General features: G+C 55.6%; 18 protein-coding genes. 9 read left to right on the forward strand and 9 right to left on the reverse strand.

Going from position 1 to position 18,819, the window contains the following annotated elements; translation table 11 throughout:
- The first annotated feature begins 67 nt into the window (after window positions 1–67).
- Window positions 68–1,687 carry an amidohydrolase gene (locus ACOTTU_RS14350; protein WP_425658998.1) on the forward strand — a complete coding sequence of 540 codons (1,620 nt, stop codon included), beginning with the start codon at window positions 68–70 and terminating at the stop codon, window positions 1,685–1,687.
- Window positions 1,684–2,556 carry a CobW family GTP-binding protein gene (locus ACOTTU_RS14355; protein WP_425659000.1) on the forward strand — a complete coding sequence of 291 codons (873 nt, stop codon included), beginning with the start codon at window positions 1,684–1,686 and terminating at the stop codon, window positions 2,554–2,556. The genes ACOTTU_RS14350 and ACOTTU_RS14355 overlap by 4 nt, the downstream gene beginning before the upstream one ends.
- Before the next feature lie 210 nt (window positions 2,557–2,766).
- Here ACOTTU_RS14355 and ACOTTU_RS14360 read toward each other — a convergent pair whose 3' ends face one another.
- The gene (locus ACOTTU_RS14360; RefSeq protein ID WP_298914129.1) at window positions 2,767–3,135 is read right to left on the reverse strand and encodes a hypothetical protein; all 369 of its coding nucleotides are present in this window, start codon (window positions 3,133–3,135) and stop codon (window positions 2,767–2,769) included.
- Window positions 3,136–3,226: 91 nt separating this feature from the next.
- On the opposite strand from ACOTTU_RS14360, the gene ACOTTU_RS14365 reads away from it, so the two are divergent.
- The 4 genes from ACOTTU_RS14365 to ACOTTU_RS14380 all read left to right on the forward strand — a co-directional run bounded on the left by ACOTTU_RS14365 (window position 3,227) and on the right by ACOTTU_RS14380 (window position 5,924).
- The gene (locus tag ACOTTU_RS14365) at window positions 3,227–3,838 is read left to right on the forward strand and encodes a TetR/AcrR family transcriptional regulator (RefSeq protein WP_425659002.1); all 612 of its coding nucleotides are present in this window, start codon (window positions 3,227–3,229) and stop codon (window positions 3,836–3,838) included.
- Between the two features lie 57 nt (window positions 3,839–3,895).
- Window positions 3,896–4,162, forward strand: coding sequence for a chorismate mutase (locus ACOTTU_RS14370; protein ID WP_425659004.1), 267 nt, complete (start codon window positions 3,896–3,898; stop codon window positions 4,160–4,162).
- A gap of 349 nt (window positions 4,163–4,511) precedes the next feature.
- Window positions 4,512–5,030: a hypothetical protein gene (locus ACOTTU_RS14375; protein ID WP_298914138.1), complete on the forward strand. Its 519-nt coding sequence runs from the start codon at window positions 4,512–4,514 to the stop codon at window positions 5,028–5,030.
- A 15-nt stretch (window positions 5,031–5,045) separates the two neighbouring features.
- Window positions 5,046–5,924, forward strand: a complete 879-nt coding sequence (locus ACOTTU_RS14380) for a M15 family metallopeptidase (RefSeq protein ID WP_298914144.1) — start codon at window positions 5,046–5,048, stop codon at window positions 5,922–5,924.
- 108 nt (window positions 5,925–6,032) lie between these two features.
- Here the strand turns inward: ACOTTU_RS14380 and ACOTTU_RS14385 are convergent, their stop codons facing one another.
- The 7 genes from ACOTTU_RS14385 to ACOTTU_RS14415 form a co-directional block, all read right to left on the reverse strand.
- Window positions 6,033–9,356 carry an error-prone DNA polymerase gene (locus tag ACOTTU_RS14385; RefSeq protein WP_425659442.1) on the reverse strand — a complete coding sequence of 1,108 codons (3,324 nt, stop codon included), beginning with the start codon at window positions 9,354–9,356 and terminating at the stop codon, window positions 6,033–6,035.
- Between the two features lie 56 nt (window positions 9,357–9,412).
- Window positions 9,413–10,891 carry a Y-family DNA polymerase gene (locus tag ACOTTU_RS14390; protein ID WP_425659006.1) on the reverse strand — a complete coding sequence of 493 codons (1,479 nt, stop codon included), beginning with the start codon at window positions 10,889–10,891 and terminating at the stop codon, window positions 9,413–9,415.
- A complete protein-coding gene (locus ACOTTU_RS14395; RefSeq protein WP_425659007.1) occupies window positions 10,833–11,270 on the reverse strand; it encodes an ImuA family protein in 438 nt (145 codons plus the stop codon). The genes ACOTTU_RS14390 and ACOTTU_RS14395 overlap by 59 nt, the downstream gene beginning before the upstream one ends.
- Before the next feature lie 360 nt (window positions 11,271–11,630).
- Window positions 11,631–12,446: an alpha/beta fold hydrolase gene (locus tag ACOTTU_RS14400; RefSeq protein WP_425659008.1), complete on the reverse strand. Its 816-nt coding sequence runs from the start codon at window positions 12,444–12,446 to the stop codon at window positions 11,631–11,633.
- A 19-nt stretch (window positions 12,447–12,465) separates the two neighbouring features.
- Entirely contained in the window at window positions 12,466–13,101 is a 636-nt protein-coding gene (locus tag ACOTTU_RS14405) for a LysE family translocator (protein ID WP_425659010.1), read from the reverse strand.
- Between the two features lies 1 nt (window position 13,102).
- Window positions 13,103–13,534: a RidA family protein gene (locus ACOTTU_RS14410; RefSeq protein ID WP_425659012.1), complete on the reverse strand. Its 432-nt coding sequence runs from the start codon at window positions 13,532–13,534 to the stop codon at window positions 13,103–13,105.
- Between the two features lie 99 nt (window positions 13,535–13,633).
- Window positions 13,634–14,533 carry a LysR substrate-binding domain-containing protein gene (locus ACOTTU_RS14415; RefSeq protein WP_425659014.1) on the reverse strand — a complete coding sequence of 300 codons (900 nt, stop codon included), beginning with the start codon at window positions 14,531–14,533 and terminating at the stop codon, window positions 13,634–13,636.
- Between the two features lie 366 nt (window positions 14,534–14,899).
- Here ACOTTU_RS14415 and ACOTTU_RS14420 point away from each other — a divergent pair, with 366 nt between their 5' ends.
- Entirely contained in the window at window positions 14,900–15,727 is an 828-nt protein-coding gene (locus ACOTTU_RS14420) for a GNAT family N-acetyltransferase (protein ID WP_425659016.1), read from the forward strand.
- Between the two features lie 229 nt (window positions 15,728–15,956).
- Here the strand turns inward: ACOTTU_RS14420 and ACOTTU_RS14425 are convergent, their stop codons facing one another.
- Window positions 15,957–16,796 (reverse strand): PhzF family phenazine biosynthesis protein, encoded by an 840-nt coding sequence (locus ACOTTU_RS14425; protein WP_425659018.1) that lies wholly within the window; start codon window positions 16,794–16,796, stop codon window positions 15,957–15,959.
- A 121-nt stretch (window positions 16,797–16,917) separates the two neighbouring features.
- Between ACOTTU_RS14425 and ACOTTU_RS14430 the strand changes: the two genes are divergently transcribed.
- Entirely contained in the window at window positions 16,918–17,373 is a 456-nt protein-coding gene (locus ACOTTU_RS14430; protein WP_425659020.1) for an Lrp/AsnC family transcriptional regulator, read from the forward strand.
- A gap of 311 nt (window positions 17,374–17,684) precedes the next feature.
- Window positions 17,685–18,743 (forward strand): OmpA family protein, encoded by a 1,059-nt coding sequence (locus tag ACOTTU_RS14435; protein WP_425659022.1) that lies wholly within the window; start codon window positions 17,685–17,687, stop codon window positions 18,741–18,743.
- Window positions 18,744–18,819 lie beyond the last annotated feature (76 nt).

Below are 18,819 nucleotides of genomic sequence, written 5' to 3' on the forward strand. Positions count from 1 at the left end.
AGTGGTGGTGCTGATAGACTTTGGAGATCGGATCGGCAAAGCTGCGGCACAATTGCGGGGCAGGCCCATGAGCGAAATACGCGTTTTCAAAGCACGAAAGATCATCACCATGGACCGCCTGCGGCCCGTGGCCAGCCATGTCGCCGTGCGCGACGGTCGGATTCTCGCAGTTGGCAACAGCGAGTGTGCCGCGCCCTGGGGGGACTTCGTCGCCGACGACCGATTGGCTGATGCGGTACTGATGCCTGGGCTTGTCGAGGGACACGCGCACTTAATGGCGGGTGCAATGTGGCAATTCACCTATGTCGGTTATCACGACCGGATCGATCCTGAGGGCAAGACCTGGGCCGGAATTGATACTGCGGAGGCAATGATCGCTCGCCTCAAATTGGATACGCCGCAATCCAACGAGAAAATTTTTGGCTGGGGTTTCGATCCGATTTTTCTGTCTTCTGAAAGGTTGAACCGATCGCATCTGGATCAAGTCTCGACCGACCGGCCGGTCGCCGTATTGTTTTCCAACTTCCACCTGATGTGCGTGAATTCTGTGGCATTGGAAATGGCAGGCTATGACGCCCAGACGCCCTTGGAGGGTGTGGTGAAAGGCCCCGACGGCACCCCGACTGGTGAGTTGCAGGAAATGGCCGCGATGTTCCCGGTTTTGCGTCGCATGGGCATTGACTTCAGAACTCTTTCGCAAAGTGCCGACGCCATCGAAAGCTATGGCAAGATTGCGGTGCGTGCCGGGGTCACCACGATGACCGACCTTTACTCCATGTTGGAAGACGAGGACATCGCGCTGATGCTGCGTCTGACAGGCGCCGAAGACTACCCTCTGCGGATTGTCCCGGCTCTTGGGGCGAGCGGCGCACCTGCGCAGGTCGCTGACAAGGCACTGGCGTTGCGCGAAAGATCGAGCGACAAGTTGAGACTTGGCGCCGTGAAGCTGATGACCGACGGGTCGATCCAAGGGTGGACCGCGCGTGTTCGGTGGCCGGGCTATATCGGTGGGCAACCAAACGGCATCTGGAATATGGCCCCCGACGAGATTTTTGCTGTGACCCGGGAAATGCAGCACCGTGGGGTGCAAATGCACATCCATGTGAACGGCGACGAGGCCGCCGAGGTCTCGCTTGACGCGCTGGAGGCCGCAGCGCGCGCGCATCCCTGGCCCGGCGCGCGGCATGTCTTGCAACATTGTCAAATGATGGATCGCGCATTGTTCGAACGCGCCGCTGAACTGGGCGTGGCCTGCAACATCTTTGCCAACCATCTTTGGTACTTCGGGGATCAACACGCCGCTCTGACCATCGGTCCAGATCGTGCAGAACGGATGGATGCCGTCCGCACCGCCATTGACACAGGTGGGATGGTCGCGGTTCACAGCGACGCCCCGGTGACCCCACTTGCTCCCTTGTTCACGGCATGGTGCGCCGTAAACCGCCAGACCATGGGCGGCCATGTGCTTGGCCCAGAAGAGTGCATTTCGGTGCCGGAGGCGTTGGAATTGATCACGTTGGGTGCTGCCCGTAGCTTGAGGCTGGACCATGAAATCGGCAGCATCGAACCGGGCAAACGCGCCGATTTTGCGGTGCTGGGAAGTGATCCGTCAACAATCGACGCGGCAGAACTGAAAGACGTGCCTGTGCTCGGCACGGTTTCCGGAGGTCGGGTGCACTTGCTATGAGCCCTGTACCCCTTTCGGTGATTGGTGGGTATCTTGGCGCTGGCAAGACAACCTTGATCAACCAGTTGCTGGGCTTGGATCACGGGCTGAGGCTGGCCATTCTGGTTAATGATTTCGGTGCGATCAACATCGACGCCGCCCTGTTGCAATCGGCCAGCGAAGATACCATCGAGCTGACCAACGGGTGCGTGTGTTGCACCATGTCGGGCGATCTGTTCTTCACAATTGGCGATCTGCTTGATCGCAGGCCACGCCCAGACCACATCCTGGTCGAAGCCAGCGGCATTGCGGACCCGGCGAAGATTGCTGCCGTGTCATTGGCAGAGAAGGAGCTGCGCTATGCAGGCATCATTACCGTCATCGACGGGTTGAATGTCGAGCGTCAGCTTGCTGACCCGCGAATTTCCGAGCAGGTGAAGGATCAGTTCCGCTCAGCCGACCTGATTGCTGTCAGCAAAGCCAGCCGGGAAAAGGTGGCATCTCTTTTGAAGGGTGAAGGCGTTGCGCCATGTGTCAGCACTTCGGACATCGCGGCGGTCACTGGGGTGGTCTTCGGGAGCAGTCTTTTGTCTCTCGATCCAGCGCCCGGAACTCAACCCCATCCGGCCTATGTGCAATGGTCCGAACCGGCACCCCTGGCATTGTCAAAGGATGACCTTGACGCCCGTCTTTCGTCCATTCCACCAGGCTTATTGAGACTGAAGGCTCTGCTTCCAAACACCGCCGGCAGGTATTGGGAACTTCACGTTGTCGGCGCGCAAATCGACCTCCAGAAGCTCGAAGATGTTCAATCTCTGGGTGTTGTGGCTATTGGGCTCAGAGACACACTATCGTCAGCAAAACTGCGCGCGTGGTGGATGGGGCCGTAGTTTTTCGATTTCTGTCCCGTCGAGAACCTCCCCGTCTTCGCCTCATGCAAACTCTCTCGTTGTTGATGATCTTGCAGAAAACTTTGGATGCGCCGGGACAGCGGCATTTGCGTGGGTCAGATGCCGTAGGCGTTCTGTCCACGGTTTTTTGTGGGTGAAAATTGGGCTCAGCAAAACGCTTTAGTCTGAGTGTTTTTTGTTGTCAGAGTATTAGACATTCATCCGGCTGGCGCCCATCACCCGAGCGAAGATCACGACAGCGGCAATCTGGCCCAATACCACCGCCGGCCAGATCAGGCCAAACTGTGCATCAAAGTACTTTTGCGGTCCGAAGGAAACCAATGCCATCATCACGGCAAGAAGGCTGAGGGCACGACCCACCGGCGTTGTCAAAGGCTGCACGATCAGGGCGGACACGGCGATGGATACCGAGGCGCCAATAAACGGCGCAATACCAAAAAGCGGTGTCGCTGCGGGCGGGTGCGGTCTGATTCCTGCGTTGAGCGCGGACAGCATGATCAGCTGTAGCAGGATCAGCGTGACGAGAGCGGCAGATGCATGCCGGTTCGGTTGGGTCATTTTGGATCCTCAAAAGCGTATTTAATATTACGGTTGCATATATCCGTAACTCCGGTTACGGATGCTGTCAACAATCCGGAGGCAAAAAAGATTGCGGGAAGAAAAGCGGTCGCGGCGTCAAAAGCAAATCGAAGAGGCCGCTTATAAGCTGTTGGAAGTAAAGGGGTACAGTGGTACCTCGATGCTTGGCATTGCCAAAGAGGCGAGGGCGTCAAATGAGACGCTTTATAATTGGTATGGCGACAAACAGGGTCTGTTTCAGGCGCTTGTTGCCCGGAATGCAGAAGAAGTGAAACGGCACCTCGAAGCCGAACTGGAGACCGATCATGATGCCCTGTCCATTCTCGGCACGCTTGGCCCGAAACTGCTCAGGCTGCTCACCGGTGATCGCGCCGTCGCCCTGAACCGCGCCGCTGCAGCGGACAGAACCGGTGAGCTGGGTGCGACACTGTCAAAGGCTGGCCGCGAAGCGGTTTTCCCTTTGCTGGAGCAGGTTCTGCTTCGCGCGAGGCACGACGGCCAGCTTGCGTTTGAACATGCCGGCGAAGCTGTTGGTCTGTACCTCGATCTTTTGATTGGCGATCAACAGATCCGACGCGTTATCGGCCGCCTGCCAAGTCCTTCGGAAGTCGTTTGCGAAGAACGCTCAGAACGTGCTTTAGGATACCTCCGCCAATTGCTTGGCCAACCGGACCCTTGTTAATAATCAGACTGGATAGCGCATATGGACACTCTTTTACCCCCCGAAACCTGTCACTCAATGGCAGAGCTTCGCGTGCAGATCGACGCTCTGGACGTCGAACTCATCTCGCTGCTGGTCGCCCGCAGTCATTATATAGATCGCGCCGTTGATCTTAAAAAAGCTGAAGGTTTACCCGCGAGAATAACAGACCGCGTGGCGGAAGTTCTGGGTAAGGTCAGCGCAACGGCAACGGCAAAAGGGTTGGATCCCGAGCTTGCCCGCAAGCTTTGGGCAGAGCTCATTGAATGGTCCATTCAACGGGAAATCAGAGAACTGGGCGCGTAGCATTGTGAGGCTTATTAGCCCGCCATTCCGCAAGCAGGCAGTCGTCTCGTCGCGGCGATAGCCTCCTTCGCCGCGCACAATTTAAATTCGCAAATGTCTGGATTCTCTGCGTGCGAAGATGTGCCAGCGTCGCTTGCTCTGCCCATTCATTTCAATGTTCTCTTTGGGCAGTTTGCAGCCAAGCGATCGGGTGTATTCGAAGATCTGCGGATGAGGGCTCGTGGGGCATTTGTGCCCGATCAATGGCGGACTTGTTTACCGAAACGCAAAATCGGTTTATCGTTTCGATATCTACAAGAAAAGTTTTTTGAAAATCGGTATCGGTTAAGGTCCGCATTGGAGAATAGTGATGCGACGATATGTTATTCCTGCTGGCATTGTACTTCTTCTCTCGCTGTCCTTTTCGTGGTTTTGGTTATCAGGATCGAACGCCACGGCTGAACACGATGGCTGCGGAGGATTTCAATATGAAGGCGCCTGGTTCACTGTCAAAATCCCTCAGGGAATGGAAGTGGAGCCGTCCCGGACCTCATCGATCGATAAAGAAGCACTGTCCATATGGGTTCGCTCGGAGGATGGCCGTACCGAATTCTATCTCTATTCACCGCAATGGGGCGGCACACCCTATGATATTTTCTTAGGAGCGCTGGCCAAACGTGAATTGACCCAACGTGATACGCCCACCGATAATTTTACCGATCTGGAACTGACTTACAAAGATGCCATTGGACGATTTGAGATTTCACAATCATCTGATCCAGTCTCGCACCGAACTGTGGGGTATAGAACGAAGACCGGAGAACTTTCGCAAGAAACTCTCCAGAAATACGATTGTTTCAAGAATTCGATAAATCAATATTCTGACTGAGAGAGGTATATGGTCATGGAACTACGCAAATCTGAAGCGAAGGCAATCCAGCGGGGGTTGAAGGACCTCGGTATCTACGCAGATGAGATTGACGGTGATTTGGGCGGAAACTCTCTGACGGCAGCAAATGCCTATCTGCTGGCAAATGATGCCCGCTTGCCGTCGGGATACAGCGCGTGGCCCAACAAGAGAAAATTTGTCGCCTGTATCCAAATGCTTTCAGCGGATGCGGGTTTTGATCCAGGTGTTATCGACGGTTGGCTGGGAACCGATACACGTAATGCCTCGACGCTTTATATCCGTACGCTTGATGGGCTCGAGATCATCAACGTGTTCGAATCGGACCCCATCGACGTTAACCCAAATAACTGGCCCTCAGATAAAGCTTCCGATTTGAATGCGTTTTATGGGACTCCGCGCAAAAACAACAACTGCAGCGCCATTGAGCCAAGGATTGTGAAAGTTGATAGCCCGTGGAGGATGCCTCTTGACTGGAATATGGCTCAATCGCGCAGCTTTTTTAAAGTTCACGAAATTGTTGCGCCATCACTGGAACGGATTCTGGCGGCGATCGAGGCAAGCTACTCTGAATCCGAGGTGAATCAGCTTGGTCTGAACCGTTTTTCGGGAGATTACGTGTGCCGCAAGATTACAGGAGGCACACGGATGTCGACCCATGCTTACGGCATCGCAATTGATTTTTATGGATCAAAGAATGAGTTGAAGCGCACAACACATGACACGCCGCCTCCGACCTTGGCGCATGCTGATTGCCAAGCCTTTTGGGAAGCATTCGAAAACGAGGGTTGGTACTCATTGGGACGCGCGCAGAACTACGACTGGATGCACGTCCAGGCAGCGAAGGGCAGAGCGTCCAGGTTCTATAGTCACTAAACGGGCTGGCGACGGGTTACAAAGCGGCACGGTCACAAAAGGGCTGACGGCAAAGGTGTTGGCCGCGCTGTTGAATGGGCGGATTTCTCTGAGACCAGATCAAACGCTTTAATGAAAATCCCGGCTCGGGAACAGTCGTTTGGCCTGGTCGCGTGGGTGCATGGCGCGCGCGGGGTGGCGGGATTTTTTGGGGGTATCATCTGCCCGAGACCCTTCGGTGGTGAGAGCCTCCGGCATTGGGTGGCCCAACTCATAAAGCTTGTGGGACATGTCGCGAATATCTTGCGCTATCAGATGCACAACAATGCCTTCGCGTTGCAGATAGCCCCGGACATGCAGCAATCGTGCACCCATCACGATGCGGCGGAACCGCTCATAGACTTTGGGCCAGACAACCACATTGCTGACCCCTGTTTCATCCTCGAGCGTCAGGAAGATCACGCCTGATGCGGTGCCGGGGCGTTGGCGGGTGATGACAAGCCCACAGATCGTATATTGCCCCAGGGGTACATTCATGAGCGCATCGTGAGGGGTGAGTCCCGCAATGCCGGGCCGCAATAATTCCATCGGATGGGCGCGCAGTGAAAGACGGGTGGAGACGTAATCTTCGACCACCTCTTCGCCCAAATGCATGGTGGGCAAGGTGATCTGTGGCTCATGAATGTTTTCTCCGTCAATCGGATCATTAAAAAGTGGCAGAGGCTTTTGACTGCGGATGGCCTGAACCTGCCACAGAGCATCACGGCGCGTGAGGCCCATGTCGCAAAATGCATCCGCTTCGGCCAATCGTGTCAGCACATCGGGGCGCAGGCCTGCCCGTAGCCATAACGCCTCTGGATTGGGATACCCATTGCCCCGCGCGGTAATAATCTGACCAGCATCTTCTTCTTTGAAACCCTTGATCTGACGAAAACCCAGACGCAGCGCCAATGCGCCATCGGGGCGGCGTTCAAGGGTGTTATTCCACTCTGAACGGTTGACGCATATGGGGCGTGTTTCAACGTTATGTTCTCGCGCGTCGCGCACAATCTGGGCGGGGGCATAGAATCCCATGGGTTGGGAATTGAGGAGCGCACAGGCAAAGACAGCCGGATGATGGCATTTTAACCAGGCCGAGACATACGCGAGCATGGCAAAGGCGGCGGCGTGGCTCTCTGGAAAGCCGTAATCTGCAAAGCCTTCGATCTGGGAAAAGCAGCGTTTGGCGACGTCCAGATCATAGTCATTTCGGAGCATCCCATTGATAAACTTATCCTCAAATGCGCCGATTGTGCCCATGCGCCGGAATGAGGCCAGTGACCGGCGCAGATGATCAGCCTCTTCGGCGGAGAATCCGGCCCCAACCACGGCAATCTGCATGGCCTGTTCCTGAAACAGGGGCACGCCAAGCGTGCGTTTTGTAACCTCCTCCAAGGCTGGGCCAAAGGGTTCCGGCTTTTCCAGCCCCTGACGGCGTTTAATATAAGGCTGCACCATGCCGCCTTGAATTGGGCCAGGACGCACAATCGCAACCTCGATCACGAGATCATAGAAAGTCCGGGGTTTCATCCGGGGCAGGAAATTCATTTGGGCCCGGCTTTCCACCTGGAAAACCCCTACCGCATCGGCCACACAGAGCATATCGTAAGTGGCTTTGTCCTCCTGCGGGATTGTCGCGATACTTTGGGTTTGCCCTTCGTATTCCTGTAACAAGTCGAACGCTTTTTGCAGGCAGGTCAGCATCCCCAGCCCCAGCACATCGACCTTCAAAATACCCAAAGCGTCGATATCATCCTTATCCCATTCGATGACCGTACGGTCCTCCATCGCGGCATTTGATATCGGGGACAGTTCATCCAGACGCCCGCGTGTGATAACAAAGCCGCCAACATGCTGTGACAGATGTCGGGGGAAGCCGATGATCTCAGCAATCAGGTTGATGGTTTGCATCAATCGGCGATCTTCCGGATCAAGGCCAAGTTCGCGGATGCGATCCAAATCGACACCACCATTGGTCATGCCCCATATCTGGCTAGAGAGGCCGGCAGTCACATCCTGGCTCAACCCCATGACTTTGCCTACTTCGCGGATAGCCGCCCGCGTGCGGAAATGGATCACCGTCGCGCAAAGCCCCGCGCGGTCGCGGCCGTATTTTTCGTAAATCCACTGGATTACCTCTTCACGCCTCTCATGTTCGAAATCGACATCAATATCGGGCGGTTCTCCACGATATTTCGAGATAAACCGTTCAAACACCATCGAGATCATATCCGGCCCGACATCGGTGATGCCCAGGAGATAGCACAGGATCGAATTGGCTGCCGATCCGCGCCCTTGGCACAGGATATTTTTTGACTTGGCGAATTGCACTATGTCATGGACGGTCAGGAAATAGGCCGGGAAGTTCAAATCCCGGACTACGGCCAACTCTTTTTCCATGAGCTGAATTGCCCGGGCGGGCGGGCCTTCAGGGTAGCGGCGCGTCAACCCTTCGCGGGCCAGCCGGTTCAGCCGGACCTGAGGCGTTTCGCCCGCAACCTCTTCGTGGGGATATTCATAAGATAATTCGCCCAGATCGAAACTGCATTTGTCGGCAATCTCCAATGTGCGGCGTATGGCACCCAGATGATTGCGAAACAATCGCGCCATATCCCGGCCTGCCTTGATCCGGCGCTCGCCATTGGGCAGGGCCCGGGTGCCGATCTGATCAATGGTGATACGTTCGCGCATGCAGGTCAGAACATCAGCCAGCTGTTTGCGGCTGGCCCGGTGCATCAGCACATCGCCAACCGCGACCATCGGGGCACATGCCTTTTGCGCGGCTTTGGCGCAGGCCGTCAGATAGGCCTGATCACTGCCGTTATAGCGGGGGGCGGCTCCGAGAAAGACGCAATTGGGAAAGCGCCGCCGCAATGCCTGGATTTCCGGCACGGCCTCTTTTAGTTGTCTTTGCGGTAGGGCGATTAAAGTCATTCCCTTGCAGGCGAGAAACATATCCTTGGTATAAAGCTCACAATCACCTTTTTCCGCACGGAGCTTGCCCAATGTCAGCAGGCGGGTCAGGCGCTGGTAGGCCGGCCGGTCGCGGGGCAAGGCGATCCACTCCACTGAACTGTCGCGCAGGACCAGACGGCACCCGATGATCAGTTTGGGCAATGTTGCGAGGGGCGGTTTTGCAAGGCTTTCCCCCGGTCCCATCTCTTGCCGGGAGGAGGAATCCACACGCTGCTGAGAACGGATTTTCAGCGCTTCCGTGGTTGCGCGTTTCAGTTCTTTCAGTGCCGTCCATGCCCGAACGACACCTGCCAGTGAATTACGATCCGTGATGGCAATCGCAGAGAGCCCCAGTTCAGCGGCGCGCACCACCAGCTCCTCAGGGTGTGAAGCCCCGGTGAGAAAGGTGAAATTACTGGTGACGCAAAGTTCGGCGTAGTCTTGCCTCTGCATCCGCATATCCAGCAGATCCCGGCGAAATGCCTCGACGGGACGATGGGTGCGATTGACCTCGATCACGGGAATTCCCCCTGCACGAACCATCCGGGATTTTGCGGCGTGTAAAACAGCCAGAGCCGCCGTCCCTGTATGGTATCCACCCGCCAGTAATCGCGCAGGCCTGACCGCCAGCTGTCGTCCTCTAGCCACCATTCGGGGGCAATGCGTTCAGGGCCGGTGGCGCGGCCCGTGGTCAGAAACATGCGCCGCCAGCGAAACTGTTCTGGCGGGTGCGGACCACTGGCTGCGATTGGTTCGGGTGGAAACAGGCAAAGGGGCCGTGGGTTTGGGGAGGCCCAGCCGCTTTGCGGTTCACAGTAGGCGGCAGGCGCAATGATGAAGCTGCGTTCCGGGATATGGCTGTCAGCGGGAAGGAACCGTTGAATATTCTCCAGGCCGATCCTTGTACCAAGGCGGGAAATCAGATCATCCAATTGATCTTTTCCGCGTTCTAGGGTGTGGCTGATCTGGCGCACGGGCAGGGCTTCGACCTGTGTTGCTTCCAGTCGCAACTGATCAATGCCAAAGCCTGCATCTACTCCGGCCAATCCCCGTTCAAACAGCGGCAGGATGCGATGGGGATCGCGCAAAGGGCGGGCCAGACGCAATTCGACTTCCTGTTGGTCCTGATCAACCCGGCGCAGGGTGACGGCAAGCACCCGCGCGCCCATTTCCTGAGCCTTCAGTTTGGCGCAAAGCTGGATCAGCAGCCGCTCGGTCCCTGCCATCACGTCGCTGACAAGGCCAATAGGGTCCGGCAATGTCATGCGCACCCCGTAATGCGGCGGATCAGCCAGCGGCATGATTTCTTCGGGCTGTTGCCCCAAAGCCTGATCCAGCCGCATCAGCACATCAGGCCCGAAACGGCGGGTCAGGAGGGCACGCGGCGCGGCGGCAAGATCGCCAATCTTGCGCAGTCCCAGCCGGGTCAACGCCACTGATGTTTTCTCATCCAGCCGCAAGGCCGCAACAGGGAGGGTTTGCAGCGCAGGTAGCATTTCCCCGGGGGATGCCACCCCTTCGCCATGATGCGCCAATGCCCAGGCCGCCCCGCGTGTGTCTGCCAAACCGATCTGCACTGACAGGCCCGCGCGCATCAGGCGTGCGCGCATATCGCTCAGCATGCCTTCTTCGCCGCCAAAGATATGAGCAGACCCGCTGACATCCAGCACCAGCCCATCCCGCCCCTCCAGCCCGACCCAAGGGCAGTACCGGATGGCCCAGCGGCGCAGAATCTGCAAAAATCGCTGGTCTTGCGGAAGATCAGCAAGTGCCGTTTGCAAGTCGGGACAAAATGCGCGGGCATCGGAATAGGGCATGCCCTGATGCAAGCCCTGCTGTGTGGCTTCTGCGTTGAGGCAATAGAGACGGTTGGCGTTGTTCTGTTTTATCGTCAAGGCAAAGGGACCATCCAGCGGATAGCGCCGCAGAACCCGGCTACTTGCCAGCCGGGGAAACCATAATGAGACGACGCGACGTTGCATCCCATCGAACATGCCAAGCTCCTAATGTTCCCGATTTGTTCTTAATAAGCTCCCATTTTTGCGGTGTCGAGTCTCCGTGCCCAAATACGGGTGCACAGCGCCAGCGCGTTTCAGCGGCATTGCTCCCCATACCTTCGGGAATAATAACCAGGCCGGTGGATTTTCCATCACGCGCCGCAAGTTGCAAGCGTCTCCCCTCCGTCAGCCCCAAAGGCTTGTTCAGGCTCACCACGACCAGCGAAACAGCTCCTGCGCGGAGCGCCTCTTCGGTAACGGCAAGACTTTGTATTTCGTCCTTTGTGTTGCAGAATATCAACTCCGATGGGCCAATGAAGTCGGCGAAACCATTCGGATTGATCAGAGTGAGGTCCCGTCTTCCGCGCACCCACATACACGCGCCCCCCAGTCGCGCCGCCAGCACGAAGGCGTAAGTATATGCGCCAGGTCCGCAAACCTCATGCATGCGGGCCTTAGAAGGCGGGAAAAACCGTGGGTCGGGATCGTGCATAAGCAAACTTTAGCACCTGATGATAGCATTGGAAAACGCTTGCGTGCCATATTCGAACTCCTTGTTGTTCGTTGGGTCACCGCGATGATTTTTGAGCTGGCGGGAGGGTGCCAAATTGGGGGCCTTGGACGCGAAAAACAAAAGCTGTGCAGCCGGGTACTTGCTAGATGCTTCGTTGGAACTTGGGTCGCGGAACCGTCATTCGCGCTGACAACGGGTTTGAGAGTGTCGACGTTTGAATGATCAAAGGAAGTCCAACAACTGTTGTCTGGTCGCATCGGGATCTTCCAACTGGGGCATGTGGCCAACACCGCGCAGCGCTGCAAACTCGGCATGTCCCACGGCCTTGTGCAGTGCTTTGCCGCGGTCAATTGGAATCCAGGGGTCATCTTCTCCCCAAATGATCTTGGTTGCGCACCGAATCTCGCCGAAATGGGGTTCGATCTCGGCGGTATATGCCTCATCTGCCTGAGCGAACTGTCGATAAAAACTGGTTGCGCCGTCTTCGGTCAACCATGGCGCGACGAGATGATCAAAATCGATTCGATCAATTTCAGTGGCGAAAGCCCCTTTTATATATGCTTCGACAATGGCGCGATGGATGTGCGGTGGGAGGTTTTGAAACGCTTCGACATGCTTGCCGACATGGTCAAAGAAGGCTGATCCCCAGGGGCGCATCGCGACAACGTTCATCAATACGAAGCGCTGAAATTCGCAGCCGAGCAGCAAGTGCGCCCTGAGTGTCGTGGCACCGCCAAAATCATGGGCTACCACCCTCGGCATTGTCAGATCCCAGTGCGCCAGCATTTCGGCAAAAACCTCGCCTTGCACATCGAGGGAGGTCCGTTGCTCAACAGGTTTTTCCGACTGGCCGTATCCGGGCATATCGTACCAGTGCACTCTGAACTGCCGGGCCAGTGGCGGGATCAAGCGGCGCCACGAATAGGATGACCACGGCCACCCGTGGGCGAGCACGAGATCGGGTCCATCGCCAGCCCGGCCTGCCGCAACCAGACCGGCAGACGTTTTGAAAGTCTCATTCAATGCCCATTCGGCCACGTTTTCTCCTCTCAAATCATCAAGCCCGATGCAGGTTTGCCAATTTCACGCCAAATCCGATGAACACCACGCCGATGGTGTATTTCAAGTACCTTTGTGCTTGGGAGCTTTGGGTCCAGCCCGAGAACCTGCTCAGCAAAAGGACCATTGCGCCAAACCAGAGGGCGTTTAGCAGGGAGTGGATAGCAACAAGAACAAAGGATGATAAGGCAGGTGCGTCGCCTACTGTCACAAACTGGGGGAACGCAGCAAGATAAAACATCGAAACCTTTGGATTGAGCGCGTTTGTCAAAAAACCTTCGGAAAAGGCGACAAAGAAGGAGCGGTATTTCCTCGTGGGGCTTGTGCGGGAAAAAGACGCACAGCGTTGCCTTGTGGATATCAGTGCCTTGACGCCAATCCAAATAAGGTAGGTTGCACCAGCAAACTTCACGATGGCAAAGGCGGTGGCTGACTGTGTCAGGAGAAGCGAGATGCCAAGGATGGACAACGCTCCATGCAGATAGAAGGCGGCCATGAAACCTGCGACATTTGCAAACCCAGCCCTGCGACCAGACGTCGGTACGGTTTTTGCGATCAACATCCCGTTTGGACCCGGTGACATCACAAGCAGAGAGGCCACAAGGGTGAAGGTTAAAACATCCGACAGGTTCAACTCAGAATGCCCCTGACTGGGCTTGATCCGATATCCCCTGACATGCTGTCACCTCGATCTCAACGAGCAAGTCGGGCGCCGCCAGTCCGGCAACGACGAGTGTGGTGACCGCTGGTCCGCTGTCGGATTGCCAGCGTTCTTGTCGCAGATCGCTGAGTGTTTTCAGATTGGCCGCATCGGTGACATAGTAGATCACCCGCAAGATATCGTCTTGCTGCATCTCGGCGGCGTGCAAGAGTGCTTCAACATTATCCATTGCTTGTCGCGTCTGCGCTTCAAAGCCTCTTTGCGTGATGCCGCGAGTGTCTACTCCGATCTGACCAGACAGGAAAAGAAAGCGCACAGGCGCGCTGATTTCCACACCATGAGAAAAGATCCCAGCATAGCGGGGTGGGATTTCAGAGACGGTTTTGGGAGCATGTCGGAGGATCATTGGTGACGCCTGTCCTGGTAAATACAGTGTACCAAGTGGCACCGATGTCATTGGTGAACCAACAAAATCAGGATACCCGCCATCAACTCAATTGATATGTCATGCTTGACGGTAAGCCCGTGTCGCTTTTTCGATCCATGACCGGAACCGGCGGATCTTCAATGCGTTTCGCCGGCTTTCGGGGTAAACCAGCCAATAGCCGCTGCCGTCATCGCCGATTTCCTCAAAGGGTTGTATCAGCTTTCCGCGTGCTAATTCGTTTTGGAAAAAGGCGGGTGTCAGCATCGCAACACCGTGCCCCGACATCGCGGCGCCCGCTTCGACCACCTGCGGGCCAAATGAGCGGGCTGCATGGGTCTCCGCAGATTTATCTGCGACGCCAGCGGTGGCCAGCCAGATGCGCCACCAAGGATCATCTTTTGACAAGATCGGGAGCTTTAGTAGATCTTCGGGGCTGTGAATGCCGCCAATGCTGTCGATCAATTCAGGTGAGAGCATGGGCGTGAAGGTTGTGGGCATCAGCAGGTGGCTGACCAGTCCCTCCCATTTGCCTTGGCCGCCCCGTATGGCCACATCAATGTCGTCTTGCGTAAAATCAGTGAGAGCCTCACCGATTTCCATCCCAACGGCGATCCCAGGTTGTTCGAGCTGGAACGCCCCCAAATGCTGTGCCAGAAAATTGGTGGCAAAGGTTGGGATTACGCTGATCGACAGAACGCCTTCCACCGCACCTTTAGCATCGCCATACGCGTCAGAAAGAATGTCCAGGGCAGCGGCCGTGCGCTGATGGAACCGTTGCCCGATGGCCGTCAGGCCGACACCGCGCGCGTAGCGTTCAAAGAGAGGTGCGCCAACGCGCTCTTCAAGAACTTTAATCTGATAACTCACCGCGGATTGTGTCATCCCAAGCTCGTCCGCTGCGGAGGTGAATGTCCCGTGCCGGGCGGCGGCATCGAACACCCGAACGGCGGTCAGTGGGGGTAGGTTGCGGGTATTCATATATCAATTCATTTGATGGCAGTTGCAGTTTTCGAATTGGTTTTCAGTTCCTCGAACGGCGATGTCAATACCGGCGCCAACCCAATCGGTTGCTGTTGATGATCGAGCGGAGATGAAAAGATGTTTCAATTTTTTAAAGGAAAAAGACGTCCATTGCCGCGTTTTGGAAAAGTTTTTAGGCGGTCGCGGGCAGACAATATCGATATCGCGAACTGGTCGCGACATATGAAGAATGATATTGGCTGGATTGATCGTTGTTCCATGAGTGGCGCACGTGATCATTTTACGGTGGTCGTTCACGGTTTTGCATTTCACGTAGATCGGTGATCCATTGGGGTTCACCGTAAATGCACAGGGCGGGTTTCCATGATCGACAGCGCTACGCAAATTTCTAACGACCGCCTGCGCTCCGCGATGAACCTGGCCTTTTCGGACTATCCGGTCCCAATGCGCCTTGAAGCGGATGCGTTCGATCTCATGATGCGGTCACGCGGCTTGAACAAAGGTTTGTCGCAGGTTGCGATCCTTGATGGAAAGGTTGCCGCCTTTTGGCTGATGGGCGCGCGTGGCAGCCGTGCCTACCTGATCTCAAGCGGGACGTTGCCACAATTTCGCAGAGGTGGATTGTCACGGATGATCGGGCGATCCGTGATCGACGATCTGAAATCGAAAACCTTTGACACGCTGCAATCCGAAGTGCTGGAAAACAATCCGGCGGCGCGCGCGCTTTACGGCGCGCTCGGCTTTGTCGAAACCCGGACTTTGGCGTGTTACACGCGCCCGATGCAAGCGCAGGAAGCAACCCCGAACGATTTGACAATCTGCGAGATTTCTTCGATTGCATCCTTGGCGACGCCGTTTTGGGAAAGTAAACCGAGTTGGCAGAACGACATCCCGTCGCTGATTGACACGGGAAATCACGCGACCTGCTTTGCAATCCAGGATACATCGGGATTGGTCGCTTATGCTGCATTTGTGCGGGCTCAATCGAGCCTGGCGCAAATCGCAGTACGTCAGGATATGCGGCGCAAAAATCTTGCAACCCAGCTTCTGACATATGGGCAAAATACGCTGAATATCGACAATTTAAGGGTAATCAACGTTGATCGCGCGAATATCGGTCTCAACACATTTTTATGCGGGGTGGGTGCCCGGCTTACCCTGTCACAAAAAGAACTGCGCCTGAGTTTCTGACACTTTCAAACAAGCCATATTGATGGCGCGCTGGCATAATTGGCTGGCTTTGCCCGTGACAAAGGACGAAATCCGGATAACGTTCGTTGGCAACCGACGAGGCCGGAGCCACGGTTTAAATCTTGGCTGACCTTGGGCGAAGCGGGATAAGGTCAAAGCATTTTCTTGGCGCAACCTTGTGCTAGATACCCGTCTCGCAGAGACCTGAGTGTCCTTCATCATATTGATGTTATATGATTTTCCGGGTCATTCCGGAAACCTGAACGGGTGCGCCTTTGATATTGTCCATCTTCACCTTGATTAACGAAGGGCTGCCCATATCTTCGCCCTGGCGAATGGTAAACTGCCCGCCATGGGGCCAATTCTCGTCCCTGAGATAACCGGCAAAGGCGGCAGCCGCCGCACCGGTGGCCGGGTCTTCGAGAACGCCACCTGAAGCAAAGGCATTGCGTGCCACAAACATCTGATCCGTTTCGATAAAGACGAGCATGACCGTGACAAGACCATGCTTGCGCATGACGGCACGCCCCTTATCAAGATCATAACCCATATCGGCCAGCTTTGCGCGGGATTTCAGTAGTATAACGATGTGGTCTGCGCCACCGTGGATGCGCGCTGGTGCAAGACGTGAGTCCAGATCGTCGTTCGTGAGGTTGAAAAGAAACATGACATCTTGAAGCTCATCATCACCGATGGCTTGGCTTCGGGTGGGGGGGGACGTGAGCGTGGCCAGAATGCCTCCGCCTTCGTTTGCAGCATCAACCGATATTGAGGCATTGTTCAGTGTCAGCGCGTATGTGCCTGCGCCGTGCTGTTGACCCAATGCGGCGCCAAGGGCAATCGTCGCGTGCCCGCAAAAGGGAACTTCGGATTCTGGTGAGAAATACCGTACGCGCCAATTCTTGCCACTGTCATCCAGCGCCACGGCAAATGCCGTCTCGGAATACCCGACCTCAGCGGCAATGCGTGCCATATCTTCGGCGCGCGCTTCAGTTTTCAACAACACTACACCGGCAGGGTTTCCCCCTTTGTCGCCCTGGCTAAATGCCGCAATCTTCTGAATGTTCATTTCCGTCTCCAGTTTGATTTGGTGTTAAAATAGCGGTTCGATCTGTGATTGTCCCAGTTGAGGCGAGTGCAATTTATCGATTCTCCTTTCAAATCATTCGTATTAGCGCTAATTCTCTTTCATGTCGAAATCTCTTGACCAAACAGACTGCGCCATTATCGAGATTCTCGATGGCGATGGTCGAGCAAGCCTTTCAGAAATCGGGAAAGGCGTGGGCCTGACCGGCCCCGCCGTTGGGGAGAGGCTACGTCGGATGCGCGATTTGAAATACATTCAGAGCATTGGCGCGCGCGTCAATTTGCGTGAAATCGGTTACACGATTCAGGCGCTTGTCAGAATCAAGCCGCGCAGCGGGCAGCTCCAAACGGTGGAACGTATGATCGAAGACCAGCCACGTTTCATGTCCTGTGACAGGGTAACGGGTGACGATTGTTATGTCGCGAGGCTGGCGCTGGCAGATGTGGCGGAACTGGATGACATTTTGCTTCCCTTTCACGACAGAGCCGAGACCCACACGTCGATTATCAAGTCGTCCATCTTTGAAGACAGATTGCCGCCACTGCGTCCATCGGCCTGAAACGTAGTTTCTGAAAATCGGCTGCTAAGCAGCTGGTTATTCAATCTAACGCCCGTTTTGTCATGTGGCGAGGACATGCTTACGACCAGGCGCCGTGCGACCACCCAATGAAGCTGCAACCCTCGACTTATCGGGGAGATCAACACGCAAGGGCGCGGTGCTGTATCTGCTCTGCTCGCGTCAATCTTTCCGGGTGTACCTGCGCGTTGTAACACAGAGTGGTTTCTCATCAGTGCAGCGCAATTAACCAACTCTTAAGCGCAAGTGCCTTATTACAAGTTAAGTTTAATTGGAATGAACTGGGAGGTCAGATGGCAGTTCAGAGTTCCGTTTTCGTGATTTTCTTTGCTGGCGCCTCTGTCGCCGGGGCGGCTGCTGGTTTTCACCGGGACGCAATCCTCGACAAAGTCGCAGGTGCGGTTCAGCCCTTAGAGGTCAATCCGATAAGTGCGATGACCGGCGCGCCCTTGGAGGGTTTGCCGCTCCTTCAAATCCCGGATGGGCGAAGTCAGTTCCGCCAAAAGCCCATCACAGACGCAACCTGGGCTGTGCCAACGAGACCGGTAGCAAGCCAACTCGCCGCTCAAACTTCAGACATACTTCCGGTGGAAGCGAAACCCCAGGCCCCCCAACTCTCATTGTCTCCGCTCCAAGAGGTCGATCTGGAAGGAATGCCGCCGATTGAATTGATGAAAAGTGCTGCAAAGGGGCGGCACACGCCAAAGCCATCACAACTTGATCTGATACTCTCCGCCTTGCCGATGGCTGAAAAAGGCAAAAACCAAAGCGTGGAGGTCAGCGAAGGGACTGACGACACCCATCCAGATGCGCTGAGTGAACAGGCGGCTGTCGTCAAACCACCCAAGGTCCGGGCTGCGCCCGTTCCACGACCGGTGGCGCATTCAGACCAGCAGACAAAGCACCCAGAGGCACCGGGCTATTCGGCAAAGCACTACCACAATCTTCGATATCATTTGAGTGGGCAAAAAAATAAGAAATCAGAGATCGCCTGTATTGCGGAGCTGCAATTGATGGCAAGTTACACGCAAATCTACTTCGACAGCGGCTCCAGCATCCTTGATGAACGTGGCGCAAGCGCGGCGCGACAAATTGCGGCCAAGGCCCAGTCATGTCCCGAAGCACATGTATCCATAATCGGGTTCACGGATCCCGGTGGTGCCGAAGACGTCAATCAGCGGATCAGCTGGAGTCGTGCGAACGGTGTTTTCCACTCCATAAAGGAAGCCGGGTTTTCCATGGAGAATATGGAGGTCAGCAGCCACATGGAAGATCACCCCGAGTTTTGCGTGCACTACGAGGGCATTGACCGGCGGGTTGTTTTTGACGTGCATGAAGAAGTCGACGATTGAGCGTGGGTGCTTTGAGCACCTTTTCCATGAAAAATAAACGGTTGAAAATGCTTGGTAAGCTTCGAAGCAGGCGGGT

Source organism: Roseobacter sp. EG26, assembly GCF_049830555.1.
GTDB lineage: Bacteria > Pseudomonadota > Alphaproteobacteria > Rhodobacterales > Rhodobacteraceae > Roseobacter.